Raw genomic sequence first — 26,741 nt, 5'->3', positions numbered from 1 at the left:
ATTCGTGGGAAACCGCCGGGATCGGCGCCCCGCCGGTGCTGTGCCGGGCGCGGAACCGCCAGACGTGCCCGTGCTCGATCACCGCGGGGCATACCGAAAATCAGGCGCCGACCGCACCCGCGCGTGACACGATGGGTGGCGGCCGAAGCGGATATCGACTGGTGAGGGGCCCGACATGGGGAATCTCGACGGCAGGGTGGCGGTGATCACCGGCGGCGCCCGCGGACAGGGCCGTGCGCATGCGCTGGCACTCGCCGGCGCGGGCGCCGACATCGTGGTGTGCGATATCGCCGCACCTGTGCCGGGTCTTCCCTACGCGCTGAGCACCCCGGATGATCTGGCCGAGACCGCCGAGCTGGTCGAGCGGACCGGCCGCCGCTGTATCGCCGTGCGGGCCGACGTGCGCAGCCTCGAGCAGATGTGCTCGGTGGCCGAGCGCGCGATCGAGGAATTCGACCGCATCGACATCCTGATCGCCAACGCGGGTATCGCGTCCAGCTCACCCATCGCCGAGATGGACGAGCAGATGTGGCAGGACACGATCGACACCAACTTGACCGGCGTATTCCACAGCTTCCGTGCGGTGGTCCCGCATATGATCGAGCGCCGCTGGGGCCGCGTCATCGCCACCTCGTCCATCGTGGCCAAGATGGGCGCGCGCAACGCCGGGCACTACGCGGCCACCAAGTGGGGCGTGCTCGGCCTGGTGAAATCGCTGTCGCTGGAGGTGGCCGAGTACGGCATCACGGTGAACGCGCTGCTGCCGTCCGGCGTGGACACCGACATGATCCAGAACCCCGCCACCTGGCGGCTCATGGTGCCGGACAAGGAGAATCCCACCAAGGAGGATTGGATGGCGATCATCGAATCCGGTCCGCCGAACGCGGATCTGATCCAGCCCGCCGAAGTGGCCGAGGCCGTGCTGCTGCTGGTCTCCGAGCACGGCCGCCACTTCAATGGTGAAGCGGTGACGATTTCGTGCGGGGGTAGCGCGAACACGTCATGACCTGCGCAGCTCCGGGGCGTGCATCCGGCCGAAAGGGCAGGCCGCGAGCGAAGTCCATCTGGGGCGCGCCTGTACAGACCTTGTCGCGCAGTGCTTCACTGGACAGCACATGGTCTGTGCAGTGCCCGCGTCCGGCCAGGAGTCAGTGCATGTCCCGTCACACCGAACGGACTGACCCGCTTCGGTTCTCGGTGTGCCGACCGCGTCGCGACGTGACGATGCTGATGGTGGTCGGCGAGATCGACCTCGCGACCGCACCCCGGTTGCGCGCCGAGCTGGCCCGCGGATCGCTACGCGACACAAGGACACTCGTGCTCGATCTGTCGCCGGTCACGTTCCTCGCGGCGGCGGGACTGACCGTCCTGGTCGAGGCGCAAGCCGAAGCCGCACGAGCCCATCGCCGCATGATCCTGATCACCAAGGCGCGTTCGGTCGACCGGGCCATCGAGACCACCGGCCTCTCCGCTGGATTCCATCGCGTCGGCTCGTTGGACGCCGCGCTCGCCGATATCGCGCCCGGCTACGACGAGAGCGCTTGACGGGGGTCATCGCCGGGAGGTGGCCCGAGGCCGCGCCCGACCGGGCGAAGGCGACGCGGCCACCTCGCACGTCGGGTCAGCGGCGGTGTTCGAGCTTCTCGCGTGCGGCGTGCGCGGCCCGGGCGCCACGCTCCCGCGCTAGGTGCGCGGTGTGCGCCCCGCGTTCCCGTGCTTCACCCGCGATCTCGGGTCCGCGGTGCTTGGCGAGCTCGGCCAGCTCGGCTCCACGTTCCTTGGCGAGTTCGGCCCATTCCGCACTGCGCTGCTTGGCCAGCTCCGCGAGGTGACCCCCGCGCTCTTTGGCGATTTCGGCCCAGTCGGCGCTGCGCTCTTTGGCGATTTCGGCCCAGTCGGCGCCCCGTTCTTTGGCGAGTTCGGTCCAGTCCGCGCCGTATTCTTTGGCGATTTCGGCCCAGTCGGAGCCCCGCTCTCTGGCGATTTCCGCCCATTCGGCACCGTGCAGCTTCGCGGACTCGGCGAGATCGCCGCCGTGTTCCTTGGCGGCCTCCGCCCACTCCGGTCCGTGCCGTTGTGCCGTCTCGGCCAGCTCCGCGCTTTTGGTCGCGGCGGCGGCCCCGAGCGCTCGCGCCCGTTCCGCGGCCTCGTGCGCGTGCTTGCGCAATGCGGTTCCGGTCGCGCCGTTGGAGGTCGCGCCGAACGGGAGCGCCGCCGATACCGTGGCGGCCGCGTCCCGGGCGGCGCGGCGGCCGCGCCAGCCTAAGGACGGCTTGCCCTCGGTGTCGGCCGCGGCGATCATCAGGCCGCCGAGCAGCCCGACATCCTTCAGGAACGCGGTGCGTTTCGCCGATTTCCGCGCGGGGTCCTGCTCGTTCCAGAAGTCCTGCTCGGTGACGGTCGCGGGTACGACGGTCGCGGCCAGCACCAGGGCGGCCAGGCGCGGCGCCTTCCCGAGTGCCAGCAACACGCCGCCGCCCACTTGGGCGAACGCATTGATCTGCACTACGGTTGCCGGATCGGCAGGCAACTTTCTGGCAATCTCGTCGGGAAGCTGCCGCCGCCCGCGCTCTACCAGTTGGTTCGCGGACTTGACCCGCTCGTCCGGGTGCCGCAGCGTATCGACTCCATCGACGACGAACGCGGTGGCCAGTAGCGGCCGGGCGAGTCGGCGCAACAACATGACAAATCCCCTTCTCTCGATGCCGTTACCGACCGGATTCCCGCAAGTCGCGTGCGCAAACACGCCCGGACGCCGCCTTGTGAACACCGCCTCACCCGGATAACAGCACATCCACGGTGGCCGATTATCGAGACGGGGCCGCGCCCTGATCCGGGCCGGTTCTCCCACCTCCCACCCTGCTCTGCCGGAAGGTGTCCGCTGTGCGAACAGCTACCTCTACAACGACTTTCGAAGCCATCGTCGCCGGGCTACCCGCCGCGCCGATGTGCACGTTCCGCTTCGACGGCGTGCGGTGCCGTCATCGCGCGGAATGGTTGATCCGTAAACGGTCCTGCTGCCACACCGCGGGCGTCGATTTCCTCTGCGAGACCTGTCATGCGCGCATCAACTGGATGCTCGAGCTCGGCATGGCTTTCGAGTGCGCCGGCTGCGGCGTGCGCTCCACGGTCTTCGCCGAGCTGTGCCCGACCGCGGCTCCCCTCTGAGCGCGGCTCAGCCGTTCGCTTGTTCGCGCACGGCTGCCGTGCCGGTCGCCGCCAGGAAACCGCTGATGATCTCGGTGACCCGATCCGGGTCCTCCACCATGGGAAGGTGACCGCAGTCGGGTATCTCCACCGCGGTGTGCGGGCGCAGCGCACGGTTGAGGCGCTTGCCCGCCTCGGCCGAGAGGATGCGATTGCGCCGACCCCAGATCGTGCAGATCGGCGGGAAGCCAGCGGGCGGATCGAACGTGTCCAACGCGCGGTAGGCCGGGAAATCCTGGACCAAGCCGTGCAACGCGGTCAATCGGCCCCGCTCGGACCAGTGCGCCCGCATGCGTGGCTCGTACTGTTGTTTCCGGCCGCGACCACGCGGGCCGAGCTGATTCGCGACGATCAGCGAGACCGCCCAGCCGGGCAGGCTGATCCGGCGAGCCACCGGAGCCAGCGGCAACCGCGCGTCGAGCCAGGCCAGTCCCGCCGACTGCCCCGAACTCACGGTGTCCCAGGTCAGCGGATTGACCAGGACGAGGGCGCGCACCCCCGCCGGATAGCCGATGGTGTAGCGCAGCGAGGTGGCGCTGCCGAGGCAATTGCCGATCAGCACCACGTTGGTGAGCCCGTGAGCGGTCAGGAACGCGCCGAGCATGTTCACGTAGTCGGTGAGCCGGTAGCCCGCCGCGGGCTGATCGGATCGCCCATATCCGGGAAGGTCGAGCGCGAAGACTTCGTGCTCGCACCGCAGCGCCGCGACCTGGTGGTTCCAGATGCGGTGTTGTGCACCGGCATTGTGCAGGAATACGACCGGAGAACCGCTACCCGCGCGGTCGAAGACCACGGCCCTGCCTCGATGCTCGAAAACCTCCACGCCGACTCCCTGCGAGCGGCCCGGCGAGCGAATCGCCGGGTGTGCCGCGATTTTACGTGGCCGTACCCGGTCGAGCGGGCGCTCAGGGCACACCGGACGGTGGCCTGCACGCGCAGATGCAGGCGCATGTTTCGCACCGGGGATTTCACACCGTGAGACCGGAGCGCACCACCTTGCCGGTCGCGTTGCGGGGGAGCGCGGTGGTGGTGAGCCGCCAGCGCGCGGGCACCTTGTAGTAGGCGAGCCGTTCTGCGGTGAACGCGCGCAGCTCGTCTTCGGTTGTCGCGGTGTCGCTTTCGACCACGACCAGGGCGGCGACCTGCTGCCCGAGATCGGCGTCCGGCACGCCGACGACCGCGCACTCGCGCACCGCGGGATGTTCCTCGAGGCACTGCTCGATCTCGGTGGGATAGACGTTCTCCCCGCCGCGCAGGATGAGATCGGAACGGCGTCCGGACAAGCGCAGCCTGCCGTCTTCCAGGACGCCGATGTCACCGGTGCGCAGCCAGCGGTCCGCCGTGATCGCCGCGGCGGTCGCCGCCTGGTCCTCCCAGTAGCCGAGCATGACGTACGGGCTGCGCAGGTAGATCTCGCCTTCGGTGCCGTCGGGGACGGTGTTGCCCGAGCTGTCGCGGATCTCCAGCGTGACGCCGAGGACCGGGCGCCCCACGGTGTCGGGGAACGCGGCCAGCTCCGCCGGACTGGCCAGCGTTGCGGCGGTGCTGCACTCGGTGAGGCCGTAGCTGGTCACCAGGGCGTTGCGGGCGACGGGCAGCTGATCGCGCAGTTTCTGTTGCAGCGCCGCCGAGGACGGCGCCGAGTTCAGCGAGAAGGCCGTCAGCGAGGACAGGTCATAGTCGGCGAGCTCGAGTTCGAGCATCCTGGTGGCCATGGTCGGCATCGCACCCCAGTTGGTGATCCGTTCGGCCTCGATCAGTCGCAGTACCCGTTCGGCGTCGAACGACCCTTGGTGGATGACGGCCGCGTCCCCGGTGACCAGCCGGGGCACCACCAGGTTGTGCAGGCTGGCGATGTGGAACAGCGGCGAGGTGAGCAGGTAGCGCCGCCCGGTGGGCAGCTCGCCGGCTCCGGTGAACGCGGCAGCGAGCGCGTCGTTGAATACGTGATAGTCGATGACCGCCACGAGGTTTCGATGCGAGTGCACCGCGCCCTTGGGTCGCCCGCTGGTGCCGCTGGTGTAGAGGATCACCGCGGGGTCGTCCTCGTCGATTTCGGTCTGTGGCAGCGTGTCGGTCCGGAAGCCGGCCAGGAGCGCGGGTAGGTCGTGCTCCATGGTGAGTACCTGGACGCGAATGTCCAGCTCCGCCAGCAGCGCGGCGCGCTTCGCGTCGACGACGAGCACGGTGGGGCTGGTGTGCTGCACGCCGTAGGCGATCTCGCGGGGCGCCCACCACGCGTTGTAGCCCACCGCTATCGCGCCAAGCGCCTGCGCGGCCCAGAACGTGACCACCCACTCGGGCGTGTTCGCCGCCAGGATGCCGACGCGATCGCCCTTTCCGACGCCGTATCGGTCGCGCAGGGCCGTGGCCAGCGCGGCGACGACGGCGGCGTGCTCGGTGAAGGACATCGTGCGGTCCGCGGTGACCAGGTAGTCCCGGTCGCCGTGCTCGACCGAGGCGGCGAGCACTTCGCGCAGCGAAGATCGGCGGTGGCGCACGACCTGCACGGGTGCGCCGAGCACGTCCTGCACCACCATCTCGAACCGGCCGCCCGGGCCGGTGAGCTGGGCCGCCGCCTGCGCCGCGAACGCCTGCGGATCGAATGGCTCTGTCATATCGGGTACTTCCTCGTCACTGCACAGGATTGGTTCGTCACGGCTCGGGGACCAGCACCGCCCGGCCGGTGACCAGGCCTCGCTCCAGCCGGTCGAGTGCGTCGCGGCCCTCGGCAAGGGGGTAGCGCTCCACCTCGACCCGTAGCTTGCCCGACGTGGCCAATGCCACGGCGTCGATCAGGTCGGATTTGGTGCCGCCGTACGACTTTCGGACCGACGCGCCCCACGGCCAGCCCGGCCCGCCTGCCGGTGCCGCCGTGATCTCCGGGGCGCCGCCGCCCAGGCCGATCATCCGGTAGGCCCCGTTGGGCGCCACCGACTCCACGGCGAGCCGCGCGGTCGCGTCGACGCCGACGAAGTCGAACACCGCGTCCGCGCCGCGGCCTTCGGTGCGGTCGAGGATCTCGCGTGCGGTGTCCTCGCCCGCCGCGAGTCCCTCGGACGCACCGCACCGCACGGCGAGTTCGAGCTTGTCGGCGTGCATGTCCACGGCCAGTATCCGCGCCGCGGTAGTCGCGGTGAGGATCTGCACCGCGACGTGACCGAGCCCGCCGACCCCGATGACCACTGCCACCGACCCCGGGCCGAGCTGCTCGCGAGCGCCGCGGATGGCGTGATAACTCGACAGGGCGGCATCGGCCAGCGGCGCGGCCTGGAGGAAATCCAGGTCGCCGATCGGCACGAAGGAACTCGCGGGCACGCGGATGTACTCCGCCATGCCGCCGTCCGGCCCGAGCCCTGGACATGGCGGCATGGCGGTGCGGCCCGCGGCACGGCAGACGTTCTCGTTGCCGCCGACGCACTCCCGGCACACCCCGCACGACCAGCACAGATACACCACGCCGCGCTCGCCGGTTCGGCGGCCGCCGACCGCGCCGCCGATCGCCTCGACGGTGCCCGCGATCTCGTGGCCCAGAGTCGGCGGCTCCGCGCGCATCTGGAACGGGATGTGCAGCACGTGCAGATCCGAATGGCAGATGCCCGCCGCGCCCACGCGCAGCAGCAGATCGGCCGGACTGATCTCCGGGATCGGTACCTTGCGCAGTTCCAGCACCCCCGGCGCGGTGAGCTGTAGTGCCCGCATCATCGGCGCACCGCCTCGAACGTCGCCCGCAGATAGGCGTCGGCGCGGTCGGAGCCGATCAGGCCAGGGGCCATCCGGTTCATGGTGTAGGCGAAAGTGAGCCGGTGGTCCAGATCGTTGACCACCATCGCGCCGCCGTACCCGGCCCACCAGCACACCCGTCCGTCGGGCACTTCCGGGGCCGTCTGCCGCTGCGGCAGACCGTAGCCGATGCCGAACCGCAGCGGCACCAGCAGCGCGAGATCCACCCCGTCGGACTGCTGCTGGAAGATCAGATCGATCGTCCGGTCCGACAACAATCTCCGGCCGTCCAGCTCTCCACCGCAGGACACCAGCGATTGCACCCGCGCCACCGAGCGCGCGTTGCCGTGCCCGTTCACCGCGCCGATCTCGGCCTGTCGCCACGCCGCGGTCGCCGTCTCGGCGATATCGAGCAGCGGACTGGTGAGCGTCTTGACCAGGATGCTGTCCTGGTCTAGCGCGGCCATGTCGAATTCCGGCATGTCGGGCGGAATGAGCGTGGCGATCCGCCCGTGCTGCTCGGGCGCGGTGCCGATGTGGAAATCGGCGCCGAGCGGTCCGGCGAGCTCGTCGGCGAAGAACTGGCCCAGTGACCGTCCGGTGATCCGGCGGATCACCGCGCCGATCAGATGGCCGTAGTCGAGCGCGTGGTACCCCGACGCGGTGCCCGGCTCCCACCACGGCGGCTGGCTCGCGAGACGGGCGGCGGAGGCCTCCGCGTCGTAGATGTCGGTCAGCGCGATCGGCGGCTGCCAGCCCGAGACACCGGAGGTGTGCGCGAGCAGATGGCGAATCTCGATGTCGCCCTTGCCGTTCGCCGCGAACTCCGGCCAGTACCCGGCCACCTTCGCGTGCACGTCCAGTTCGCCGCGCTCGACCAGCAGCAGTGCGCAGAGCGCGGTCATGGTCTTGGTGAGGGAGAAGACGTTGACCAAGGTGTCGTCGGTCCACGGCGTGCTGCGCCCGGGATCGCGGTAGCCGCCCCACAGGTCGACGACCGGTTCACCGTCGACCATGACGCAGATCGACGCGCCGAGTTCGTCGCCGGACGCGAGCCGATGCTCCAGTTCCGTTCGCACCCGCGCGAATCGCTCGGCGCAGAATCCCGAGGTGGTGGTGCCTGTCGTGGTGGTCATCGCCGCCTCACACGTGTTGCGGCACCCGGGCCGGAACCGGCAGCGGATTCCCCGCGGCCGCGGCTCTTTTCGCGCCTCGCGCCAGTTCGCGTTGGATATCCCGCACATAGGGTTCGAATTCGATCTGGATGGTGTGCCGGGGCGAGTCGTAGTAGCGGCCCGTCCTGGCCGACTCCGCGGACCGGATGGCCGCCCGCATCTCGTCGGCCGTCGGCAGGTGGTAGCGGCCGGTGAGATAGGCGGCGACGAACTTGCTCTGCTGCTCGGCGAAGTTCACCAGCGTCGGCAGCGGCTGGGCCAGGCCGAGGAAGAACAGATTGTCGATGCCCGGCTTCATCATCTGCTTGAACAGCGGGAAGCGGTTCTCGCTGTCGGGCAACAGGTCCGGATCGGAGAAGAACGGAAAGGAGATGCGGTAGCCGGTGGCGCAGACGATCACGTCCACCTCCTCGGTGCTGCCGTCGGCGAAGCGCACCCGCGGACCCTCCAGCGCGGTGATCGCGGGCTTGAACGCGATATCGCCGCAGCCGGCGCGGTGCAGGAACTCCTCGCTGGCCGACGGATGCGCCTCGAACGGCAGATGGTCGGGCTTGGGCAGACCGTAGTCCTCCATGTTGCCACGGAACTTCCGGACGAAGCGCTGCTTGAGCTTGAGCCCTACCGCCGGCGGGATCCACCGCGGCATCGAGCGCTTGTCGCCGACCTTGCCGTTGACGTACTTCGGCAGCACCCAGACCCCGCGGCGGGCGGAGACATACAGCTCGGCGGCGAGGAAGCGCTGGGACAGTTCGGAGGCGATGTCCAGGCCGGAATTACCCATGCCGACCACCACGACGCGCTTGCCGCGCATGTCCACGGGGTCGAACGGGTCGTTGTAGGCGTGGCTGTGCAACAGCGTTCCGTCGAAGGCACCGGGGTAGTCCGGAATTCGAGGATCCCAGTGATGACCGTTGCAGACGATCAAAGCGTCGTAATCCCTGGCCTGTCCATCGGCCGTGGTGATCAGCCAGCGGCCGTCCGCGCCGCGTTCCGCCCCGGTCACCTTGGTGTCGAACATGATGCGGTCGCGGATGCCGAAATGGTCGACGTAGTCGCGGAAGTACTGGAACAGCTGGGAATGATGGGGAAAATCCGGCCACTCGCCAGGCGCCGGATAGTCCTCGAACGCCAAGCGGAACTTGGACGTGTCGATGTGCAGGCTCTGGTAGCAGGCCGACATGCCGTTGGGGTTCTTGAAGTACCAGTTGCCGCCGACCTCGTCGGACGCCTCGTAGCAGTCGAACGGGATGCCGTGGTCCTGCAGGCGCTTGGCGGCGGTGATCCCGGAGGGGCCAGCGCCGATCACGCAGACCAGGGGGAGCGCGGTTGACGTCATTCACTGTCCTCGTGCTGGGCGGCACCGTGCGCGGTGCCGGGCCGAACCGTCCGGCGTCGTCGGGCGCCGGAGTGACGTAGGCAACAAGGTAACATTCGGTAGACAATGTGTCTAGTGAGTGACATGCTGTCTACCAGAGGCGCTCACGCGGTCGCGCGACGTAGACTCGCTCAGCGGAAGTCGCACGTCAGCCCGATGTTTTCCAGCTAACGCGAGGTACCTGTTCACTATGCGAACGAACGCGAACACCAGCCTGCGGGACGAGCAGAAGCAGCAGACCAGGGCCAGGCTGCTGGCGGCCGCCAAGGAGCTGTTCGCCGCCCGCGGCTACGCGGCCGTGCGGGTGGACGACATCGCGGCCGCGGTCGGTTGCAGCCGCGCCACCTTCTATCTGCATTTCGCGGGCAAACTCGAGATCCTGCGGGCGATCGCCGAGCAGGGCACCGCGCCCAGCGCCCTGCACTTCTATCAGGATCTCGACCGGGTGCTGGAGACCGGGTCGCGCGCCGAATTCGTCGGCTGGGTGACCCGCGCGATCGAATGGTTCCACGAGTACAAGGACCTGCTACCCGCTTGGGACGAGGCGACCGCGCTGGAGCCGGAGTTCCGCGAGATCGCCCGCAACGGCATCCTGGCACTGCCCAACGCGATGACCGCCTACCTCGCCGCCTGGCCCGCCGACCGCAAGGACGAGGCGCGGTTGCGGGTGGAATTGCTTGTGGCGCAATTGGAACGGTTCTTCACCCGGTGGGCGATGCAGGGCACCATCGACGTCTCGGCGGAGCAGGCCGCCGAGGTGCTCACCGACATCTGGTTTCCCGCGCTACGAGCGCCGACGACGCCGAGCTGACTCGGTGATCGCGCGCTGCGACCTATTCGTCGGGCCGGTCGAAACCGCGCATACAGAGGGTGATTCCCCGATTCGGCCAGCCGACCGCGTTCGAGCCGTCGGCGTCACGCGGACAGGCGTCGGCGTCGGCCGCGTAGGGCAGGACGGCGGTGATCCGGATGATCTTCTTGCCGGCTCCGGCGCAGTCCACCTTTCGAGGCAGATGCCAGTCGGTGACGTCGTAGCAGGTGCCCGCTCGCCAATCGGGCGCGAGGCACAGGTGGACCTCCTCCCGCCCGGTGCGGTCGGTTCGCTGATGTTCCCGGTCGACTCGCGGATCGGTGCAGGATCCGGTCTGCAGCACGCGGAAGTTGGCGGGGAACGTGTCACAGGCCGCGGGGACCAAGGTCGCGGTGACGCCGCCGGAGGCGTGCGGCGCGGGAATCGCCACGCAATCGCCGGGCAGTGCCGCGGCAAGCGGATCGGGCGCTTCCGCAGCGGTGTCGTCGGTCGCCACCGGGGCGATGAGGACCAGGCAGGCGATGCTGCCCAGCAGCGCCACGACGCCCGCGGCCGCGCCGACGAGGAACGGTGTGTCGCGCGCGTTCGTGTGCGACGGACTCGGTGGCGCGGAGCGCGGAAGAATGCTCGGAGGCCCTGGCCGCGGCGGCGGTGCGGTCGGCGATGCGCCGTCGGCGAGCAACCGTATTCTCGGCTGCCGTGTCCGCGTGCCATAGCGGTGACCGGTGTCGAAAGGCGATGGCGGCCTGCGGTTTCCGGCGATCATCGCCAGGACGATCACGCCCGCCGCGAGCACGGTGACGGTGACCGCGCCGAAGAGCAGTCCGGTGTGTAGTGGTGCGGCGGCGAGCACCGCCGAATGCCGCGCATGGGTCATATGGCCCCCTGGTTGCCTCGTTCCAGTACCGGTTCGAAGCGGGCCGCTGCGGGTCGCCGTCGGATCACCGGTGCTGGCAAACGGATTCGCCGGAATCAGATCATGCCGTCCACGTGGGTGTCAAAGCGGGTCGCTGGACGCCGAGACAGGGGGATTGCGAATGTAGCCAGAAGTTCGCTGCCCGCGCGGATTTGGGTGCGGACGACTCGATTCGACGCCTGCCCCGAGAATCTGTCGGCGTCGTACGGCATCATCTGTGCACGCAGCCAACCACGAACCATCGCTCGGAGTCACCATGCCGTCGCCACGAACCAAGCCGCAGCCCTTGTCGGACAGCGAGATTCAGCAGATCGCCACGGACATCGCCGGTGGCCGCCCGCCCATGGTGTGGTTCACCTCGGCGGCGGTCGGCGTCCCGGAGGGCCGCTCGGGCAAGGTGATCGCGCTCGGCGACCCGGCCGACGGAGACTTCCTGCAGGTCCGGCCGACCGGATCGAAGGATGTACTGTCCTTCTCGCCGACCGAGGTGACATTGACCAAGCCGCCGCGAGGGGCGGCCGGTACTGCTGCCCAGCCGAAGTCGACAACCAGGAAGGAATCCGCTGTGACCCAGCCGTCGACCGTGACGAGCGCCGCGCCAGCTCCCGCCGGCGCCCCCACCCCGAAACCACCGGCGAGCACCCCCGAAGCGGGCGAACCCGACAGCGCGAGCAGGGGCGCGACCAAGCAGGCCCCGGCGGCGAACGCGGCCAAGCCCGCGAAGGCCGCCGCCCGCAAGCCGAAGGCGCCCGAGGTCACGGTGACGCTGAGCGGCACCGCCGACGGCGAGTGGTCCGTCGACGTGGTGAGCGGCAAGAAGCGCACGGTGCGCGGTCTTCCGGTGGCCAGTTCCGCGGTCGCGCAGGCGGCCAAGATCCTGCATCCGGAGGTCGCCGAGGTGGTCGCCGGGGTCCTGGAGACGTTGCGTGGCGCGCAGGAGGCCAAGGTGCAGCAGTTGCAGGCGGAGCTGGAGGAAGCCAAGCGCCTGCTGGACGAACTGAGCGACTGAGTCACACGGCGGTGCTGGTGGACGGGGTTACCGCGCGCCAGACCCGGCGCTCGGCGTCGACGGACGGGCACCGCGCGTCCTCGTGGAACGCGTACCCCAGCGAATACTGCTTCGCGTGGTACATGGCCGCGTCCGCGTCCCGGATCAGGCCGTGCACGGCGGGGTCGGAGCCGTGCGGACCCGCGCAAGCGATCCCGACGCTCGCGGTGATCGGGATCTCGCCCGCGCTCAACCCGAACGGCCGGACGAACGCGGCGATCAGACGTTCGGCCAGCACGGATGCCTCCGGTCGTGCGAGCGGGGACAGCACGACGAACTCGTCGCCGCCGTATCGGGACACGACGTCCTCGCGGCGCACCACACGCCGGATCCGGGCCGCCGCGGACGTGATCAGCTCGTCGCCCACCGCGTGTCCGTAGCTGTCGTTGACCCGTTTGAAGTCGTCCAAGTCGATGAACAGCAGGCAGATCGGTTGCTCGGCCCAGCGTTCGCGATGCTGCCGCAGCGTGCGCAGCAGCGCGGCGCGGTTCAGCAGCCCGGTGAGCATGTCGTGGTCGGCTTGGTACTGCGCGCGCCGCTCGCTGCGGGCGCTGCACACTATGGCACGCTCGCTGCGCACCAGCATGCCGATCAGTAACAGCGCGAACAGCGACGACACCACCACGCGGTCGAGCGGGGCGAGGCTGGACCCGACCACCGGAACCAACGAGGCCACGATCAGCGCGATCGCAATGAGACTGGCGCGCTGCCTGGAGTGGTGCGGATGGATGCGCCGCGGCGCACCTAGCGTTGCCATGGTGGGATGCAGCGCCGCGGCTCCCACGATGGCGTAGGCGGCCAGCAGCGGAGCAAGCATGGCCGCGGGCCCGAGGACGGTGGCGCCCGCGGTCTCCAAGCTGTAGCCCAGATCGCCGAGCAATATGGCGACCAACCCGGCGTGCAGCAGCCACAGCGAGGTCTCCGCGCGGGTGGAGGTGGCCATCGAGTGCGAGACCAGCGTGAGCAGCAGCGCGTCGAGCACCGGGTAGATCGCCGCCACCACGACGTCCACGCCGGTTTCGGTCGACCGCAGGATCGGCGAGATGAGGAAGGTCCAGGAGGCGAGCAGCGCGCCGAGCCCGATCAGCGCGGAATCGAGCAGCAGGTCGTAGTTGCCGTGTACCTGGCGCGGCCACAGCCAGATCAGCGCGGCGAGACCGACACCGAGATAGCCGAGCAGGGTGAACGCGTCGTCGATCGGATGGAGAGAGTGACCGGACGCGTCGCGCAGCGTGGTGCCGGTCGCGAACAGCACCGCGGAGGCCGATAGCAGATACCACGGCAGCGGGTGCGTCGGCCGGTGCGTGTGCAGACCGACCCCGATCATGGTGAGCGTCTCGCCGACGATGACCGCCATCGTCACGAACGACACCAGCCGCGAGTCGATCGTCAGGTGTATCGCGATCGCGGCCGAGCTGCCGCCCACGAGTACTGCGTACCAGCGAAATCCGAGGTGGCGCCGACAGCTGGTCTGCGGCTGCTCGCTGGGTGTCATCAGCCCCCCTTGGTCGCTCCGTCCCCGGTGAACCGGGCCGCGTAGTAGATCTGTGAATCCTCCACCGCGACTTCGACGTTCGCCTGTTCGTCGAGCACTGCCCGAATACTGTCGGCGAACGAGAACCGAGTGTTGTTGTACGAGCAGATGTCCCAACCGACCGCCGCGCGTTCGGCAACCAAAACCTGGACAACTGATTTGATCATGGCATGGAACGCGGCCCCTTGTCGGGCAGTTGGCGCAACAAGGGTGAAACCCGCGTAATAGATCGCGTCACGCGCCGCGTGTTCAGGGTAGCGGGCGGTGAAATAGTCCGGGCTGATCCACGGCACGGTCTCGAGGTGCCTGGTCAGGGTGGTCACGCCGACGGGCCCACCGGAGCGGGCGTGCGCCACGTGCTTCTGCACGCGCGGATCGCTCATCTCCTCGCGGAACTCCTCGGGATGCAGCACTTGCCGTGCGATGGCCTTCGCGCGCAGCGGGCCGAACGCCTCCTCGTAGAGGCGATGGAAAATCTCGATGCGTTCGTCCGGAATCGTCGTCTCGACGGTCACGGCGATCTCGCTCATGCCCGCGCCTCGCTGGCGCTCGGCTCCGGCACGAGCGAGTGCTCGGCTGTGTCGATGGTTCGCTCGCTCATCGCGGATCCCATGGGCTGGTGTGGTAGGCCGCAAGGACCAGCGCGCAGGCCGGATCGCCGTCGCAGGTGGCGTCGACGGTGCACAGCTGAACCGGGCCGAAGCCGTCGCCGCGGTGGCGGGTCATGTCGGCCAGGCTGGCCCGGATCAGGGCGGTCACCTCCTCGGCGGTCTCGGCCTCGTGCTCCACGAAAAGCCCCGCGCCGGAGCCGTCGTCGCGCAGCGCCCAGCCGATGCCCGCCGCGCCGGTCGCGCCCCGTTCGTGCACGTGCCGCACGGCGTAGACGCAGTACAGGCGATCGCCCCAAGGGATCGGCTTGCGCACCCGGCCGACGCGTTCGACGGTCGCGCGCGGCGGAATGACCGACGACAGCCGGATCAAGTTGGCCTCACCGACGCCGAGGCCGCGCAGTGCCGCGTCGAACGCCGACATGGCGGTCGGCCCGGCTCCGGTCGCCGCGCCGATCTCGATCGTCAGTGGCGCCGGGATCGGACGCAAACGATCGGTCCGAGGTCGTGCGCGTAACTTGCCGCGCTGGGTGTCGTGAATCATCGTGCCCTCCCAATCCGGGGCGGCCACAGATTTGCAGGCCAGCCTTCCGTCAAAATCGACTGTGCGTGACGAACGCCGATCGTGCATCCGAACGCGCCGAAACCGCTGCTCGGGCGGCGTGTCTCGTAACCTGGCAGCAGCGACGAGGACAGCGAGGTACGAGTTTGCGGACATGGGTGGCGCCGGGGCGGGTCAACATCATCGGTGAGCACACCGACTACAACGAGGGCTATGTCCTGCCCATCGCGCTGCCGCTGGTGGTGCGCTGCACGGCGGCGGCGCGCACGGACGGGCGGGTGCGCGTCGGCTCGCGGCAGCGGCCCGGCGAGCCGGTGTTCGTGGCAGTGTCCGAACTCGCCGCGCAGCGGGCGCGGGTACCGGGGTGGTCACGGTATCCGCTCGGTGTGGTCGCCGAGTTCGCGCGGCGCGGGCTCCGGATTCCGGGCGTCGACCTCGACCTGGACGGCGAGGTGCCGATCGGCGCCGGGTTGTCCTCGTCGGCGGCGCTGTCGTGCGCGGTGGCGGTCGCGCTGCGGGACCTGTTCGCGCCCGGCCTGACCGATCGCGCGTTGATCGATGTGGCCAAGGCCGCCGAGAACGACTACGCCGGTGCGCCGACCGGCCTGCTCGACCAGTCGGCCGCGATCCTGTGCACGGCCGGGCACGCGCTGTTGCTCGACGTGCGGGGCTTCGCCGCCGGCCCCACCACGCCGCGCGGTGTCGCGCACGAGCAGATCCCGTTCGACTTGGACAGCGTCGGACTCCAGCTACTGGTGATCGATACCGGGCAACCGCACGAGCTGGTCGACGGCCGCTACGCCGAGCGCCGCGACCAATGTGCCGCGGCGGCCGCCGCACTCGGCGTCGCGGCCTTGCGTGACGTCGCGTCCGCGGCGGACGCCGACCGGATCGCCGATGCCGTGCTGCGCCGCCGGGCCAGGCATGTGGTGACCGAGAACGCCAGGGTCCTTGCGGTTGCCGAGAAATTGCGAGACGGCGCCGACCCGCGCTGTATCGGCCCGATCCTGACCGCGGGGCACGCCTCGCTGCGGGATGATTTCGAGGTGTCCACCCCCGCGTTGGACGCCGCGGTCGACGCCGCGCTGACCGCGGGTGCGTACGGCGCGCGCATGGTGGGCGGCGGATTCGGCGGAAGCGCCATCGCCCTGGTCGATCAGGAGCGGACCGAGGCCGTGGCGGAGTCGGTGCGAAGACGTTTCGCGGACGCGGATCTGCCCGATCCCCGCACGTTCGTGGTCGTGCCATCGGCCGGCGCGCACCGGATCGGCTGAGCGACCGTCCAGGTTTCTGCGTGAATGTGCCACGCGGGTGGGGCACGATCACGCACAGTATGTGTCAGCCGACACCATTCGGCGGGCGACGAGGAGGTCGCGCGCGCCGGCAAGACCAGCACGACGCACAATCTCGCACACGAAACGATCTCGCTCGACGCCCGGTTTCACCGCCAGGAGGAACGCTGTGCCGCTTGCCGACCCATACGTACTCGCCGCCGTGCCGGTCGTTTCGCACCCGGGCACACCGAGCACGCACTTCGAAGCCGCGCAGACCCTCCGGCTGGACGCGCAGCCGGTCGATTACGCGCTGGTCGCCCTGTATTTCGTGTTCGTGCTCGGCATCGGCCTGCTGGCCAGGCAGCGCGTGTCCTCCAGCATCGACTTCTTCCTGTCCGGCCGCTCACTACCCGCCTGGGTGACCGGTCTGGCGTTCATCTCCGCCAATCTCGGCGCGGTCGAGATCATGGGCATGTCGGCCAATGGCGCCGAGTACGGCTTCCCGACGTTTCACTACTTCTGGATCGGCGCGATTCCGGCGATGCTGTTCCTCGGCGTGGTGATGATGCCGTTCTACTACGGGTCCAAGGTGCGCAGCGTGCCGGAGTTCATGCGCAGGCGCTTCGGCACGGGCGCCCACTTGGTCAACGCGCTGAGCTTCGCCATCGCGCAGATCCTCATCGCGGGCGTCAACCTGTATCTGCTCGGCTCCATCGTCAACGTGCTGCTGGGCTGGCCGCTGTGGGTGTCGGTGATCGTGGCGGCGGCGATCGTGCTGTCCTACATCACCCTCGGCGGCCTGTCGGCCGCGATCTACAACGAGGTGCTGCAGTTCTTCGTCATCGTGGCCGCGCTGCTGCCGCTCACGCTGGTCGGGCTGCACAAGGCAGGCGGCTGGGAAGGGTTGCGGGACAAGATCACCGCGGCGCCGGGCGGAGCGCAGCAGCTGGATTCCTGGCCGGGCAACGCGCTGAGCGGGTTCGGCGACAACTTCCTCTCGGTGCTCGGCATCGTGTTCGGGCTCGGGTTCGTGCTCTCGTTCGGGTACTGGACCACGAACTTCGTCGAGGTGCAGCGCGCGATGGCGACGCACTCCATCTCGGCGGCGCGGCGCACCCCGATCATCGGCGCCTATCCGAAGATGTTCATCCCGCTCATCGTGGTGATCCCCGGCATGATCAGCGCGGTCCTGGTGCCCCAGATGGCCGAGTACAAGGCGGCGGAGACGGCGAATCCGGACCTCCAGAGCGACACCACCTACAACCAGGCACTGCTGTACCTGATGAAGGACGTGCTGCCCAACGGTCTGCTCGGCGTGGGGCTGGCGGGCCTGCTCGCGGCGTTCATGGCGGGCATGGCGGCCAACGTCTCCGCGTTCAACACCGTGTTCAGCTACGACCTGTGGCAGCAGTACGTGCGGCGTGAGCAGCCGGATGGCTACTACCTCGGTGTGGGCAGGCTGGCCACCGTCGGAGCGACGGTGGCCGCGATCTTCACCGCGTTCATCGCCTCCGGTTTCAGCAACATGATGGACTACCTGCAAACCCTGTTCAGCTTCTTCAACGCTCCGCTGTTCGCCACCTTCATCCTCGGCATGTTCTGGAAGCGGATGACCCCCACGGCGGGCTGGATGGGCCTGGTCTGCGGAACCGGCTCGGCCATCGTGGTTTTCATCCTGCACGAAGCCAAGGTGTTCGAATTGTCCGGCCAGGGATCGAGTTTCGTCGCGGCGGGTGTCGCGTTCGTGGTCGATATCGTGGTCAGCGTGGCGGTCACCCAGGTGACCCAGCCGAAACCGGCGGCCGAGCTGATCGGGTTGGTGTACTCCGAGACGCCGAAAGACGTGCGCACCGATCCAGACGCCGACGCGCTGCCCTGGTACCAGCGCCCGGTCCTGCTGGCCGGCATCGCGCTCGTGCTCGTAATCGCCCTCAACATCCTCATCGGATAAGGAGCTGCCGCAATGCTTTTCGATATCCGCACCATCGTCGGCGCGCTACTCGGCTGTTATGCGGTCGTCCTCGTCGTCACCGGCCTGGTGCACGACACCGCCGCCGATCAGGCCAAGACCGGTGGCGTCAACGTGAACTTGTGGTCCGGGATCGGCATGGGCGTGGTGGCGCTGGCCTTCGTGGCCTGGGCGCTGCTGCGCCCGGTGCAGGTGCCTCCCGAACCGCACGTGCCCGCGGACCACACCGCCGCGGGCACGGACCCCGTGTGAACGGCGGCGCCCCCGAGGTGGGTGGCGCCGCCGGTTGTCGCGTGGATCAGACGCCAGGGCGCGGGATGTCACCGCGCCAAGCGCCGGTCTCGCGGCCCTGACCCTCGATGAAGTCCTTGAAGCGCTTCAAATCACCGTTCACCCGGTGCTTCAGGACGCCGAGTTTGTCGGCGACGTTCTCCACGAACCCTTCGGGATCGACATCCATCTGCGCGGTCACCCTGGTGTGGGTGTCGTCGAGCCGGTGGAACGTGACGACGCCCGCGTGGTTGGGCCCGCTGTCGGACTTCCAGGCGACGCGTTCGTCAGGATGCTGCTCGGTGATGGTCGCGTCGAATTCCCGCGTCGACGGGCCGACATGGATACGCCAGTGCGTGTGCCGGTCATCGAGCTGTTCGACAGCTTCCACGCCCTCCATGAACTGCGGAAACGACTCGAACTGCGTCCACTGGTTGTAGGCGGTGCGAACCGGGACCTCGACGTCCACCGTGGCGGCCATTGTGCTCACTGCGTACTCCTTTCCTCGCCCGGCCCCGCAGGCGTATGGGCTCCCTCGCGCGGCCCGGCGCTGGTCTGCGGTCGTATTTCGTCCGGCTGCGCCCATCGGGCATCTCCGGTGGACACCTCGGAGGGCGACTCGGACAGTGATCGCGTACCCGGGCAACGTGGGCACAAACAAGCGCCGACCGACTACGCCAGCAACACGTTCGCCGCGTAGGAGTCCAGCTCGCGCACGGGTTGCGTCGACGCCCACGGTTCGAATTTCGCTCTCGTCTGCGCGTACGCCTGCCGCACACGGGGCGAGGTGTTCTGTGCGGCCAGCTCCAGCGCGGTTCTGGCGGCCTCGCACGCGCGGTCGATATCGTGCGCGACCGTCAGCTGTGCGAGGCTGAGGCTCCACAGTGCACGGTCGCGACTGGCGTGGGCCGGGATGAGGCTCAGCGCGTCCTCGATCGTGTCGGCCGCCACGCCCACTTCGCCACCCGTCTCGAGGCACCGGGCGGTCATGGCGCCCGTCGTCCACGCGCTCTGGTAGTAGCAGTACGACTTATCCGGTGTCGTCTGCTCGGCGAAGTCGTCGCTCACCCGGAACAGCTGTAGCCACGCCTCGGATTTCCGTCCGTCGGACGCAAAAGCCTGTGCGGCGCAGAGCTTTCGGAAGTCGTCGACGCGACCGTCCCGGACCGGCACGCGCAGCATGCCATCCGCGATGCCCGCGGCGGTGCGGAACTGGCGCAGTTCCACCGCCAGCTGGGTGCGGTGGCAGAGGATGCCGGTCGCGATGTCGGCGTCACCGGATTCCTCCGCGTGCTGGTAGGCGATCCGGAACAGCTGGTCGGCCCGCGCAAGGTCGCCCTGATCCCAGGCCGCCCACGCACTGCTGGCCGTGGCCTCGCCGGTCAATGATTGCAGCGCCGGACGCAAGGTCGCGGGACACTCCCGCAGCAGCGCCGCGCACGTCTGTGCCTGGGCTTCGATAATGGCTCGAGCGGCATCGGAGCCCAGCTGATCGTCCAGCAGCTGCGCCGCGTGCAGGGTACTTCGGAGGTGGCCGATCGCGTCCGGCGTGACAGTCGGAGAACCACTCGTGCTCAGTGTCGCCGCGCCGACGACCGCGCCGGTGGTGGCAATGAAGTCTCGCCGGTTCACGTCCAAGTCTCCAATCAACGCTCGAAAACGCTGTTGTGCCCCATGGTCCGCATCTTCGAGAACGCTGTCCAGCCGCGCCTGAAACCCGACGCTCACCTGACGGTGTAGCCGGCTCTCCCAAAAGCTGACCGTTCGCTGACCACATCGCAGCAGCTCAGCGAGCTCGCTCTGGGTCAGCCTGCACGCGTCCCGGAGTGCCTTCACCTCCGCGCCGGTCCACATCGTCACCATATCTGCCACGGTGCCCCCTTGCACTGTCAGACGGTCATTGCTGCCGATTGCTGAAGGCTGCGTGTTCGTTACCTTCCACGAGGCATTTTGACCCGGCATGATCGGATGCGTACCCGGAACCGGGAAACCTTGTCGCACAACCGAACCCCTATGCGACGGGACATCCGAATCGTGCACGAAGCACGGTGACGGCTGGCGTACCCCCGCGCCTCGGTTCCGGGTCACCCCACGACGATGACGGCCGAAATCCATTCCCCGCGACCACAGGCGGCCTCATGAACTACGACCATCGAGCCATGGCCGAGATCGCTGTTCTCGCCGAGCTTCTCGCGGCGATCGACACCGCCCTGGCCGATGCCGCCCACCGCGACCGGCATCCCGGCGATGGTCGTGCGCACGTCATCGCGGTAGTGCTGTACGAGTTGATCGCCAGCGCACGTACGGTGGTCGGCCCCGACACCGGTCGCCTGTACGCCGCGCCGATCCTCGATTCGCTCATCGACGACGCACCCGCCGCCGACGAACTCTCCATCCTGGACCTCTTGGTGCCGGTGCTCGTCGCCTCGCACATCGCGAACGAACCCTGACCGGCCCTCGGCTGCTCCAATGCCGCCCGGCACGTTGCCGGGGTAATCCATGGTGTGCAAGAGCATTCGCGGTCGATGTGGTCGGCTGTGTCCACTGAGCGCCGAGATCCGCCGATCGGATCGACCGCCGAATTCATCGGCAGCAGTTGGGATCCAATACCACGCACAGCGCGGCGAGGGCGTCGCGGCGGGCGCGGTGGAAAGTGTTCATGCCGCGGCGTTCGGATTCCACCAGGCCCGCCTTGCGCAGCTGGCCGAGGTGATGGCTGACCGTCGATTCCGACAACCCGACCGCCGCGGCCAGATCGCCGCCGTTCTCCTGCCCGTCCGAACTGGTCAGCAGGAGCGACAGCAGCCGGACGCGCACCGGATCGGCGATCGCCTTCAAGCGCAGCGCCACCTCCAGCGCGGCGTTCTCGTCCACCGGCCCGGCCGCGACCGGCGGGCAGCAGACCGGAGCGGACATATCGATCACGGGCAACGTCTTGGGCATGGGATCAACACTACCCGCGGCATTGACATATGTCGAAAAGGTGAGCAGACTCGACAGCGTCAGCTCTTCGGCATATGTCTCACAAGTGGAGGTTGTCATCATGCCCCGTATTCAGCTCGCCCTCAATGTCGACGACATCGAGCAGGCCGTGCAGTTCTACTCGACCCTGTTCCATGCCGAACCGGCCAAGCGCAAGCCCGGCTACGCGAACTTCGCCATCGCCGAGCCACCCCTGAAACTGGTGTTGATCGAGAATCCAGGCCAGGGCGGCAGCGTCAATCACCTGGGCGTCGAGGTCGAGACCTCGGACCAGGTCCATGCCGAGATCGCGCGCCTCTCGGAGGCGGGTCTGTTCACCGAGGAACAGATCGCCACCACCTGTTGCTTTGCCACCCAGGACAAGGTCTGGGTCACCGCGCCGGACAAGGAGCGCTGGGAGGTCTACACCGTCCTCACGGACAGCGAAACCTTCGGCGCCGCACCGGAACTCGGGGCCGCACCCGAACTCGGCGATGCCGAAGCGGTCCAGGCGTGCTGTGGCACCGCTGAGGACGCCGCGGCCGAGGGATCGTGCTGCGGCGCCACCGCGAAGAAGGAAGCCGTCGCCTCTGGCGCCAGCTGCTGCGGTTGACACGTTCTTTCGCGCAGCGAGGCTCGGGCGGTCGCGAGAGCGATCCGCTGCTCGCGGATCTGTGGCATTCGGCGGCGGTGCGCTCGCTGATCGGTCAGGTCGAGTCCGTCGACGACCAGGGCGTGGCGCTGGAACGGTCGTGCTGTGGAAAGCGATTGATGCCGAACGGGCCGATCCGCTCATGCGGCGAGTGGCCGCCGCGCTGGACGCCGGTGGGGCGGTGTAGCGGTCGCCGGGGCCGCTTCGCCGGGGTTCGGGTTGTTCACCAGGTGTTCGCTTGCCTGCGGATTCGATGGCCATCAATATCGATGTGTGTCTATATTCGAGTTGCCGCTGACGGACGTGACCTCGCCGTCGTGCGAGGTCACGCCCCTGGTTCGGGAACCGCTGACCGCCGCCGCCGCCGCCGCCGACCTGGCCTCCGTGTTCAAAGCGTTGGCGGATCCGGTCCGGTTGCGGCTGTTATCCGTCGTCGCGAGCCGCGCCGGGCAGGAAGCCTGCGTCTGCGACCTGTCGGAAGGGTTCGACGTCAGCCAGCCGACCATCTCGCACCATCTGAAGGTCTTGCGCGAAGCCGGATTGCTCAGCAGTGAGCGGCGCGGATCGTGGGTCTACTACCGCGTCGAACCCGCCGCCCTGCGGCAGCTGTCGCAGCTGCTCGACATCGCGGTCGCCCGATGAACGACCTCGCGCGGCGGCTGATCGCCGAATTCACCGGCACCGCGTTACTGGTCGCCATCGTGGTCGGCTCCGGCATCGCCGCCCAGCAGCTCTCGCCGAACGATGTCGGCCTCCAATTGCTGGAGAACTCGACCGCGACCGTGTTCGGGCTGGCCGTGCTGATCCTCGTCTTCGGACCGGTCTCCGGCGCCCACTTCAACCCAGTGGTCTCCGCCGCCGACTGGCTGCTCGGCCGCCGCCACGGCACCGGCCTCACCGGCCGCGATCTGGGTGCCTACAGCACCGCCCAGGTCGGCGGGGGAGTCGTGGGTGCGGTGCTGGCCAACATCATGTTCGACCAGTCCGCGCTCCAGATCTCCACCCATCACCGCATCACCGGCGGTCACCTCGTCGGCGAGATCGTCGCGACCGCCGGACTGATCGCGGTCATCTTCGCCCTCGCCCGCAGCGGCCGCGCCGCGCTGTCAGCGGCCGCGGTCGGTGCCTATATCGGCGCGGCCTACTGGTTCACCAGCTCCACCTCGTTCGCCAACCCCGCCGTCACCATCGGCCGCGTCTTCTCCGGCACCTTCGCCGGAATTGCCCCGTCCTCGGCGCCCGGGTTCATCGCCGCCCAGATCGTGGGCGCACTGATCGGACTGGCGCTGATCGGCGTCCTATATCCGACCGCCGCGGCGGCAGCCGACAACGTCGTCGTGCCGCACGGCATCGACGACTCGCTTCCCGATTCCCGCTGAACGGCTCGATCCGTCATCAGATCGAAACCCGCGTCCGCGCCTACCCGCCAGACCCCAACCGCTGAAAGGCCGTCCCCTCAATGGTTTCCAAGCCCAGTGTCCTATTCGTCTGCGTCCACAACGCGGGCCGCTCCCAGATGGCCGCGGCCTTCCTCCGCCACCTCTCCGGCGACCGCGTCGAGGTCCGCTCGGCAGGCTCCGCCCCAGCCGATCAGATCAACCCGGTTGCGGTGGAGGCGATGCGGGAAATCGGCATCGACATGTCCGCGGAAGTGCCGAAGGTGCTCACCGCCGAGGCAGTGCAAGCATCCGATGTGGTGATCACGATGGGATGCGGCGACGCCTGCCCCTATTTCCCCGGAAAGCACTACCTGGACTGGAAACTCGACGACCCAGCGGGCCAGGGCCTCGAAGCGGTCCGCCCGATCCGCGACGAGATCGAACAACGCATCCGCGGCCTGCTCGATGAGCTCGGTATCGAGCCGGTTGCCTGACTACCAGCGCTTGGAGACGGCAGGCCGCTCCGATCCGCCGTAACCAAGGGTCGCCGCTCGGCGGCCGAATCGAACGCCTACCCGTTCGCCGTCAGTGCGGCGATGTCTTCGATCCGCACGACCTTCCCGCTCGCTCCCCAGTTGCCCTCCGGGATCTCGTTGATGTGCACCCACGCGGTCGCGGGCTGGGTGAATCGGGCGGGATCGTCATCGGCGTCCGCGAGCACCTGGGTGACTCGCTCCACGATGTCCTTGCGCTTGTCGTCGTTCATCGAGCCGGCCGGAACGCCGACTCGCACGACGTACTTCGGCTTCTCTCCGGCGGGCAATTGCCGACCGCCCACGAACCACGCGTCGATCTCGTTGACCACCAGCCAGGAGATGGATCTGGCCGCCTCGGTGTCCGGTGCGCCCTCGGCCACCATCACCTCGGACACCAGTCGCGCGCCGATCTTTTCCCGGCGCGCGTCGTCGAGCGAACCCTTCGGAATGAACAACTCCACAAACGGCATCAGTTAGTCCTTTCATTGAACTCGGTAGAGGAACTGAAGCTACCGGTGTGAGTTCAATGAATCAACCCTCTAGACTGGGGTCATGCACCGAACCAGCTTCGCGGAGATGCACTGCTCCATCGGGCAGTCCCTGGAACTTGTCGGGGAGTGGTGGACTCCGCTGATCGTGCGGGACCTCTTCCTCGGTCTGCACCGGTTCGACGACATCGCGGAAAACCTCGGCATCTCCCGCAACCTGCTCACCCGCCGGTTCGACACGCTGATCGGAAACGGCATCGTGGAGCGCCGGGCGTATCAGGAACGGCCGCTGCGGCACGAGTACCACCTCACCGAGGCGGGTCGCGAGCTCATGCCGGTACTGATGGCGCTGATGGCATGGGGCGATAAGTGGGCTACGCCGCCGGGTGGACCGCCGGTGCGCCTGTTGCACGACGACTGCGGCGAGACGTTCACCCCACGGGTCAGCTGTTCGGCATGCGGGAAGCCGGTGACTGCGACGACCGTGACGGCACTGCCCGGCCCCGGCGCCGCCTCGGGACCTGGTACAAGGGTCTTGGCCCGCCGCCATTCCGACCCGGACGGTGTCCTGGCGGAGGGGCGATCCGGAGGCGCGGCCGCCGAACCGGAGTGAACCTGCCCAGGCCATGGAAACCGTGCTCGACCAAGCGCGTGCGAGTGCCAGCCGCTCGCCGCGCCGGATAAGTTCAGGCGACCGACCAACCTGAACAGGAGCCAGCAGTGCCTATCGAGCACGAAGCCAAAATCCTCGGCATCGACCCCGACACCATCGGACAGCACATCGTGGACAAGGGCGGCCGAAAACTCGGCGAGCGATTCATGCGCCGCTACGTCTACGACATCACGCCGGGCGATGAATCGAAGTGGATCAGGCTGCGGGACAACGGGAACGGAACCACGCTTGCCATCAAGCAGATCACCAGCGACGCCATCGACGGCACCCACGAAGTCGAGGTGGGCGTCGACGACTTCACCGCCACCAACGCCCTGCTCGAGATGCTGGGTTTCGCCGCGAAGTCCTACCAGGAAACCAAGCGGATCAGCTTCGTGCTCGACGGCGCCCAGCTCGAGATCGACACCTGGCCGCAGATCCCGCCGTACCTGGAGATCGAAGCCGCGACGAAGGATGAAGTGATCCGGATCGCCGAACTGCTCGGCTACGCCGAAGCCGACATCACCGGCGAGAACACGATCAAGATCTACGCCCGGCACGGCATCGACCTCAACACCGTCCGCGAATTACGGTTCTGAGCTGACCTCGCACTCGGATTCTCGCGGGTGCGACATGTGCAAACGCGTTGGCGCGCAAAGTCTTCCAGTCGGATGGCCGGGGGCGGCAATGCCCCCGGCCCGAGACACGTGCAGTCTCGGTACCGAGGGCCATATCAGGCCATGCGACTACTTCTGCGGTTCGGCCGGCTTGCCCGGCATGGGCGAGTTGATCGTGCTGAAGTACTGGATGGCGGCGCCGACGGCGACCGGAGCGGTGACCAGGATCTGACCCGCGACGGTGCCCAGTGCGCCGACCGCGACGATGCCGCCGAGGCAGCCGACAGCCGCCGCCGGGATGAACGGGCCGAACATGCCGACGATGGTGGCGGCGGCGACGGTGGCTCCGGCGATGCCCCCGAGGATGCAGCCGACCGAGGCGCCGCCGATGCCGCCGACCAGGGTGCCGATGGAGGCGCCCATACCGATGGTGCTGGTCATGCGGGACCAGGCGGCCTGCTCGCGGTCGTATTCGGTCTTCCAGGGAGCCTTGTCCTCGAAGGGGAGGGCGACCGGCTTGTAGGTGGCGTGCGCCATGTCGAACTGCGGAGTCAGCGTGGCGGTGCGTTCGGAAATCTCGGCGGCGATGGGGAATTCGAAGTCGTCGATGCGGAAGGTCAGGGGCGCGCCCGCGACGATGGAGCCGTCGGCGGCCTTGATCTTCAGCATCTGGTCCTCGACCACCAGCGAACCGGCGTCGGTGGTGATGACGCTGGAAGTTTCGGTGGCGTAGGCGGTGAAACCGACGGCTTCGGCCTCGGCGGAATCAGCCTCGTCGGACGTGCCTTCGCCTGAGGTGGTTCCGACGGACGTGGTGTCGGCGGGAGCGACCTCGGGAGCGGCCGAGCTGGTGCCAGCGGCAATGCTCACCGCGGCGGTGGTGAACGCGGCGGCCAGGGCGAGTTTCGTGATCTGCATGGGGATTCCTTGGTTTCGGAGGCATGGCGGTAGGACGGCCATACCTATGACGTTCGGTAGGTCGTG

General features: G+C 68.4%; 30 protein-coding genes. 15 read left to right on the top strand and 15 right to left on the bottom strand.

Annotation, left to right across the window (positions count from 1 at the left end; translation table 11 throughout):
- The first annotated feature begins 175 nt into the window (after positions 1 to 175).
- Both AB0M45_RS08955 and AB0M45_RS08950 read left to right on the top strand, forming a co-directional pair.
- Complete coding sequence (locus AB0M45_RS08955) at positions 176 to 1,006, top strand: mycofactocin-coupled SDR family oxidoreductase (protein ID WP_364324623.1); 831 nt, start codon at positions 176 to 178, stop codon at positions 1,004 to 1,006.
- Between the two features lie 149 nt (positions 1,007 to 1,155).
- Positions 1,156 to 1,545, top strand: coding sequence for an STAS domain-containing protein (locus AB0M45_RS08950; protein WP_364324621.1), 390 nt, complete (start codon positions 1,156 to 1,158; stop codon positions 1,543 to 1,545).
- A 76-nt stretch (positions 1,546 to 1,621) separates the two neighbouring features.
- Here the strand turns inward: AB0M45_RS08950 and AB0M45_RS08945 are convergent, their stop codons facing one another.
- Positions 1,622 to 2,683 carry a DoxX family protein gene (locus AB0M45_RS08945; RefSeq protein WP_364324618.1) on the bottom strand — a complete coding sequence of 354 codons (1,062 nt, stop codon included), beginning with the start codon at positions 2,681 to 2,683 and terminating at the stop codon, positions 1,622 to 1,624.
- A gap of 200 nt (positions 2,684 to 2,883) precedes the next feature.
- Here AB0M45_RS08945 and AB0M45_RS08940 point away from each other — a divergent pair, with 200 nt between their 5' ends.
- Positions 2,884 to 3,168, top strand: coding sequence for a hypothetical protein (locus AB0M45_RS08940; RefSeq protein WP_364324615.1), 285 nt, complete (start codon positions 2,884 to 2,886; stop codon positions 3,166 to 3,168).
- Between the two features lie 7 nt (positions 3,169 to 3,175).
- Here AB0M45_RS08940 and AB0M45_RS08935 read toward each other — a convergent pair whose 3' ends face one another.
- The 5 genes from AB0M45_RS08935 to AB0M45_RS08915 form a co-directional block, all read right to left on the bottom strand.
- Positions 3,176 to 4,030, bottom strand: a complete 855-nt coding sequence (locus AB0M45_RS08935) for an alpha/beta hydrolase (RefSeq protein WP_364324612.1) — start codon at positions 4,028 to 4,030, stop codon at positions 3,176 to 3,178.
- 145 nt (positions 4,031 to 4,175) lie between these two features.
- On the bottom strand, positions 4,176 to 5,825 hold the full coding sequence (locus tag AB0M45_RS08930) for a class I adenylate-forming enzyme family protein (RefSeq protein ID WP_364324609.1): 1,650 nt from the start codon (positions 5,823 to 5,825) through the stop codon (positions 4,176 to 4,178).
- A gap of 37 nt (positions 5,826 to 5,862) precedes the next feature.
- A complete protein-coding gene (locus tag AB0M45_RS08925; RefSeq protein ID WP_364324892.1) occupies positions 5,863 to 6,909 on the bottom strand; it encodes an NAD(P)-dependent alcohol dehydrogenase in 1,047 nt (348 codons plus the stop codon).
- Positions 6,909 to 8,066, bottom strand: coding sequence for a serine hydrolase domain-containing protein (locus AB0M45_RS08920; RefSeq protein WP_364324606.1), 1,158 nt, complete (start codon positions 8,064 to 8,066; stop codon positions 6,909 to 6,911). Before AB0M45_RS08920 ends, AB0M45_RS08925 begins: the two co-directional genes overlap by 1 nt.
- A gap of 7 nt (positions 8,067 to 8,073) precedes the next feature.
- The gene (locus AB0M45_RS08915) at positions 8,074 to 9,441 is read right to left on the bottom strand and encodes an NAD(P)-binding domain-containing protein (RefSeq protein ID WP_364324603.1); all 1,368 of its coding nucleotides are present in this window, start codon (positions 9,439 to 9,441) and stop codon (positions 8,074 to 8,076) included.
- 229 nt (positions 9,442 to 9,670) lie between these two features.
- Between AB0M45_RS08915 and AB0M45_RS08910 the strand changes: the two genes are divergently transcribed.
- Positions 9,671 to 10,291, top strand: a complete 621-nt coding sequence (locus AB0M45_RS08910; protein ID WP_364324600.1) for a helix-turn-helix domain-containing protein — start codon at positions 9,671 to 9,673, stop codon at positions 10,289 to 10,291.
- 22 nt (positions 10,292 to 10,313) lie between these two features.
- Here the strand turns inward: AB0M45_RS08910 and AB0M45_RS08905 are convergent, their stop codons facing one another.
- The gene (locus AB0M45_RS08905) at positions 10,314 to 11,168 is read right to left on the bottom strand and encodes a hypothetical protein (protein WP_364324597.1); all 855 of its coding nucleotides are present in this window, start codon (positions 11,166 to 11,168) and stop codon (positions 10,314 to 10,316) included.
- A gap of 295 nt (positions 11,169 to 11,463) precedes the next feature.
- On the opposite strand from AB0M45_RS08905, the gene AB0M45_RS08900 reads away from it, so the two are divergent.
- Complete coding sequence (locus AB0M45_RS08900) at positions 11,464 to 12,216, top strand: DUF6319 family protein (RefSeq protein ID WP_364324594.1); 753 nt, start codon at positions 11,464 to 11,466, stop codon at positions 12,214 to 12,216.
- A 1-nt stretch (position 12,217) separates the two neighbouring features.
- Here AB0M45_RS08900 and AB0M45_RS08895 read toward each other — a convergent pair whose 3' ends face one another.
- The 3 genes from AB0M45_RS08895 to AB0M45_RS08885 all read right to left on the bottom strand — a co-directional run bounded on the left by AB0M45_RS08895 (position 12,218) and on the right by AB0M45_RS08885 (position 14,941).
- On the bottom strand, positions 12,218 to 13,750 hold the full coding sequence (locus AB0M45_RS08895; protein WP_364324591.1) for a GGDEF domain-containing protein: 1,533 nt from the start codon (positions 13,748 to 13,750) through the stop codon (positions 12,218 to 12,220).
- The gene (locus AB0M45_RS08890; RefSeq protein ID WP_364324588.1) at positions 13,750 to 14,319 is read right to left on the bottom strand and encodes a hypothetical protein; all 570 of its coding nucleotides are present in this window, start codon (positions 14,317 to 14,319) and stop codon (positions 13,750 to 13,752) included. The genes AB0M45_RS08895 and AB0M45_RS08890 overlap by 1 nt, the downstream gene beginning before the upstream one ends.
- A gap of 67 nt (positions 14,320 to 14,386) precedes the next feature.
- Positions 14,387 to 14,941 (bottom strand): pyruvoyl-dependent arginine decarboxylase, encoded by a 555-nt coding sequence (locus AB0M45_RS08885; RefSeq protein ID WP_364324585.1) that lies wholly within the window; start codon positions 14,939 to 14,941, stop codon positions 14,387 to 14,389.
- 164 nt (positions 14,942 to 15,105) lie between these two features.
- Between AB0M45_RS08885 and galK the strand changes: the two genes are divergently transcribed.
- The 3 genes from galK (at position 15,106) to AB0M45_RS08870 (ending at position 18,454) form a co-directional block, all read left to right on the top strand.
- Positions 15,106 to 16,233, top strand: a complete 1,128-nt coding sequence (galK, locus tag AB0M45_RS08880; RefSeq protein WP_364324582.1) for a galactokinase — start codon at positions 15,106 to 15,108, stop codon at positions 16,231 to 16,233.
- Positions 16,234 to 16,453: 220 nt separating this feature from the next.
- Positions 16,454 to 18,184 carry a sodium:solute symporter family protein gene (locus AB0M45_RS08875; protein ID WP_364324889.1) on the top strand — a complete coding sequence of 577 codons (1,731 nt, stop codon included), beginning with the start codon at positions 16,454 to 16,456 and terminating at the stop codon, positions 18,182 to 18,184.
- A gap of 12 nt (positions 18,185 to 18,196) precedes the next feature.
- Positions 18,197 to 18,454 carry a hypothetical protein gene (locus tag AB0M45_RS08870; protein WP_364324579.1) on the top strand — a complete coding sequence of 86 codons (258 nt, stop codon included), beginning with the start codon at positions 18,197 to 18,199 and terminating at the stop codon, positions 18,452 to 18,454.
- A 46-nt stretch (positions 18,455 to 18,500) separates the two neighbouring features.
- On the opposite strand, the gene AB0M45_RS08865 is transcribed toward AB0M45_RS08870, so the two are convergent.
- Positions 18,501 to 18,962, bottom strand: a complete 462-nt coding sequence (locus AB0M45_RS08865; RefSeq protein ID WP_364324576.1) for an SRPBCC family protein — start codon at positions 18,960 to 18,962, stop codon at positions 18,501 to 18,503.
- A 182-nt stretch (positions 18,963 to 19,144) separates the two neighbouring features.
- Entirely contained in the window at positions 19,145 to 20,335 is a 1,191-nt protein-coding gene (locus AB0M45_RS08860) for a helix-turn-helix transcriptional regulator (protein ID WP_364324886.1), read from the bottom strand.
- A gap of 296 nt (positions 20,336 to 20,631) precedes the next feature.
- Here AB0M45_RS08860 and AB0M45_RS08855 point away from each other — a divergent pair, with 296 nt between their 5' ends.
- Positions 20,632 to 20,922 carry a hypothetical protein gene (locus tag AB0M45_RS08855; RefSeq protein ID WP_364324573.1) on the top strand — a complete coding sequence of 97 codons (291 nt, stop codon included), beginning with the start codon at positions 20,632 to 20,634 and terminating at the stop codon, positions 20,920 to 20,922.
- A gap of 133 nt (positions 20,923 to 21,055) precedes the next feature.
- Here AB0M45_RS08855 and AB0M45_RS08850 read toward each other — a convergent pair whose 3' ends face one another.
- Positions 21,056 to 21,415: an Rv2640c family ArsR-like transcriptional regulator gene (locus tag AB0M45_RS08850; RefSeq protein ID WP_364324571.1), complete on the bottom strand. Its 360-nt coding sequence runs from the start codon at positions 21,413 to 21,415 to the stop codon at positions 21,056 to 21,058.
- 100 nt (positions 21,416 to 21,515) lie between these two features.
- Between AB0M45_RS08850 and AB0M45_RS08845 the strand changes: the two genes are divergently transcribed.
- The 4 genes from AB0M45_RS08845 (at position 21,516) to AB0M45_RS08830 (ending at position 23,958) form a co-directional block, all read left to right on the top strand.
- On the top strand, positions 21,516 to 22,046 hold the full coding sequence (locus tag AB0M45_RS08845; RefSeq protein WP_364324568.1) for an ArsI/CadI family heavy metal resistance metalloenzyme: 531 nt from the start codon (positions 21,516 to 21,518) through the stop codon (positions 22,044 to 22,046).
- 318 nt (positions 22,047 to 22,364) lie between these two features.
- Positions 22,365 to 22,727, top strand: coding sequence for a metalloregulator ArsR/SmtB family transcription factor (locus tag AB0M45_RS08840; protein ID WP_364324884.1), 363 nt, complete (start codon positions 22,365 to 22,367; stop codon positions 22,725 to 22,727).
- Positions 22,724 to 23,464: an MIP/aquaporin family protein gene (locus AB0M45_RS08835; RefSeq protein ID WP_364324565.1), complete on the top strand. Its 741-nt coding sequence runs from the start codon at positions 22,724 to 22,726 to the stop codon at positions 23,462 to 23,464. The genes AB0M45_RS08840 and AB0M45_RS08835 overlap by 4 nt, the downstream gene beginning before the upstream one ends.
- 80 nt (positions 23,465 to 23,544) lie before the next feature.
- Positions 23,545 to 23,958, top strand: coding sequence for an arsenate reductase ArsC (locus AB0M45_RS08830; protein ID WP_364324562.1), 414 nt, complete (start codon positions 23,545 to 23,547; stop codon positions 23,956 to 23,958).
- A 77-nt stretch (positions 23,959 to 24,035) separates the two neighbouring features.
- On the opposite strand, the gene AB0M45_RS08825 is transcribed toward AB0M45_RS08830, so the two are convergent.
- A complete protein-coding gene (locus AB0M45_RS08825) occupies positions 24,036 to 24,470 on the bottom strand; it encodes a tautomerase family protein (protein ID WP_364324559.1) in 435 nt (144 codons plus the stop codon).
- Between the two features lie 82 nt (positions 24,471 to 24,552).
- Here AB0M45_RS08825 and AB0M45_RS08820 point away from each other — a divergent pair, with 82 nt between their 5' ends.
- The gene (locus AB0M45_RS08820; protein ID WP_364324556.1) at positions 24,553 to 25,101 is read left to right on the top strand and encodes a helix-turn-helix domain-containing protein; all 549 of its coding nucleotides are present in this window, start codon (positions 24,553 to 24,555) and stop codon (positions 25,099 to 25,101) included.
- 107 nt (positions 25,102 to 25,208) lie between these two features.
- On the top strand, positions 25,209 to 25,739 hold the full coding sequence (locus tag AB0M45_RS08815; RefSeq protein WP_364324553.1) for a CYTH domain-containing protein: 531 nt from the start codon (positions 25,209 to 25,211) through the stop codon (positions 25,737 to 25,739).
- A gap of 147 nt (positions 25,740 to 25,886) precedes the next feature.
- Here the strand turns inward: AB0M45_RS08815 and AB0M45_RS08810 are convergent, their stop codons facing one another.
- On the bottom strand, positions 25,887 to 26,675 hold the full coding sequence (locus AB0M45_RS08810) for a hypothetical protein (RefSeq protein ID WP_364324550.1): 789 nt from the start codon (positions 26,673 to 26,675) through the stop codon (positions 25,887 to 25,889).
- Positions 26,676 to 26,741: the final 66 nt, after the last annotated feature.

This window comes from Nocardia sp. NPDC051787, from assembly GCF_040681325.1.
Taxonomy (GTDB): Bacteria; Actinomycetota; Actinomycetes; order Mycobacteriales; family Mycobacteriaceae; genus Nocardia.
The sequence above is the reverse complement of the archived record's forward strand: the minus strand, read 5'-3'. Positions and strand labels throughout refer to the sequence as shown.

Coding starts and splice junctions, on each gene's coding strand:
- AB0M45_RS08955 (WP_364324623.1), top strand. CDS start 176: ATGGGGAATCTCGACGGCAGGGTGGCGGTGATCACCGGCGGCGCCCGC.
- AB0M45_RS08950 (WP_364324621.1), top strand. CDS start 1,156: ATGTCCCGTCACACCGAACGGACTGACCCGCTTCGGTTCTCGGTGTGC.
- AB0M45_RS08945 (WP_364324618.1), bottom strand. CDS start 2,683: ATGTTGTTGCGCCGACTCGCCCGGCCGCTACTGGCCACCGCGTTCGTC.
- AB0M45_RS08930 (WP_364324609.1), bottom strand. CDS start 5,825: ATGACAGAGCCATTCGATCCGCAGGCGTTCGCGGCGCAGGCGGCGGCC.
- AB0M45_RS08925 (WP_364324892.1), bottom strand. CDS start 6,909: ATGCGGGCACTACAGCTCACCGCGCCGGGGGTGCTGGAACTGCGCAAG.
- AB0M45_RS08920 (WP_364324606.1), bottom strand. CDS start 8,066: ATGACCACCACGACAGGCACCACCACCTCGGGATTCTGCGCCGAGCGA.
- AB0M45_RS08915 (WP_364324603.1), bottom strand. CDS start 9,441: ATGACGTCAACCGCGCTCCCCCTGGTCTGCGTGATCGGCGCTGGCCCC.
- AB0M45_RS08910 (WP_364324600.1), top strand. CDS start 9,671: ATGCGAACGAACGCGAACACCAGCCTGCGGGACGAGCAGAAGCAGCAG.
- AB0M45_RS08905 (WP_364324597.1), bottom strand. CDS start 11,168: ATGACCCATGCGCGGCATTCGGCGGTGCTCGCCGCCGCACCACTACAC.
- AB0M45_RS08900 (WP_364324594.1), top strand. CDS start 11,464: ATGCCGTCGCCACGAACCAAGCCGCAGCCCTTGTCGGACAGCGAGATT.
- AB0M45_RS08895 (WP_364324591.1), bottom strand. CDS start 13,750: ATGACACCCAGCGAGCAGCCGCAGACCAGCTGTCGGCGCCACCTCGGA.
- AB0M45_RS08890 (WP_364324588.1), bottom strand. CDS start 14,319: ATGAGCGAGATCGCCGTGACCGTCGAGACGACGATTCCGGACGAACGC.
- AB0M45_RS08885 (WP_364324585.1), bottom strand. CDS start 14,941: ATGATTCACGACACCCAGCGCGGCAAGTTACGCGCACGACCTCGGACC.
- AB0M45_RS08870 (WP_364324579.1), top strand. CDS start 18,197: ATGCTTTTCGATATCCGCACCATCGTCGGCGCGCTACTCGGCTGTTAT.
- AB0M45_RS08860 (WP_364324886.1), bottom strand. CDS start 20,335: ATGGTGACGATGTGGACCGGCGCGGAGGTGAAGGCACTCCGGGACGCG.
- AB0M45_RS08855 (WP_364324573.1), top strand. CDS start 20,632: ATGGCCGAGATCGCTGTTCTCGCCGAGCTTCTCGCGGCGATCGACACC.
- AB0M45_RS08850 (WP_364324571.1), bottom strand. CDS start 21,415: ATGCCCAAGACGTTGCCCGTGATCGATATGTCCGCTCCGGTCTGCTGC.
- AB0M45_RS08845 (WP_364324568.1), top strand. CDS start 21,516: ATGCCCCGTATTCAGCTCGCCCTCAATGTCGACGACATCGAGCAGGCC.
- AB0M45_RS08835 (WP_364324565.1), top strand. CDS start 22,724: ATGAACGACCTCGCGCGGCGGCTGATCGCCGAATTCACCGGCACCGCG.
- AB0M45_RS08830 (WP_364324562.1), top strand. CDS start 23,545: ATGGTTTCCAAGCCCAGTGTCCTATTCGTCTGCGTCCACAACGCGGGC.
- AB0M45_RS08825 (WP_364324559.1), bottom strand. CDS start 24,470: ATGCCGTTTGTGGAGTTGTTCATTCCGAAGGGTTCGCTCGACGACGCG.
- AB0M45_RS08820 (WP_364324556.1), top strand. CDS start 24,553: ATGCACCGAACCAGCTTCGCGGAGATGCACTGCTCCATCGGGCAGTCC.
- AB0M45_RS08810 (WP_364324550.1), bottom strand. CDS start 26,675: ATGCAGATCACGAAACTCGCCCTGGCCGCCGCGTTCACCACCGCCGCG.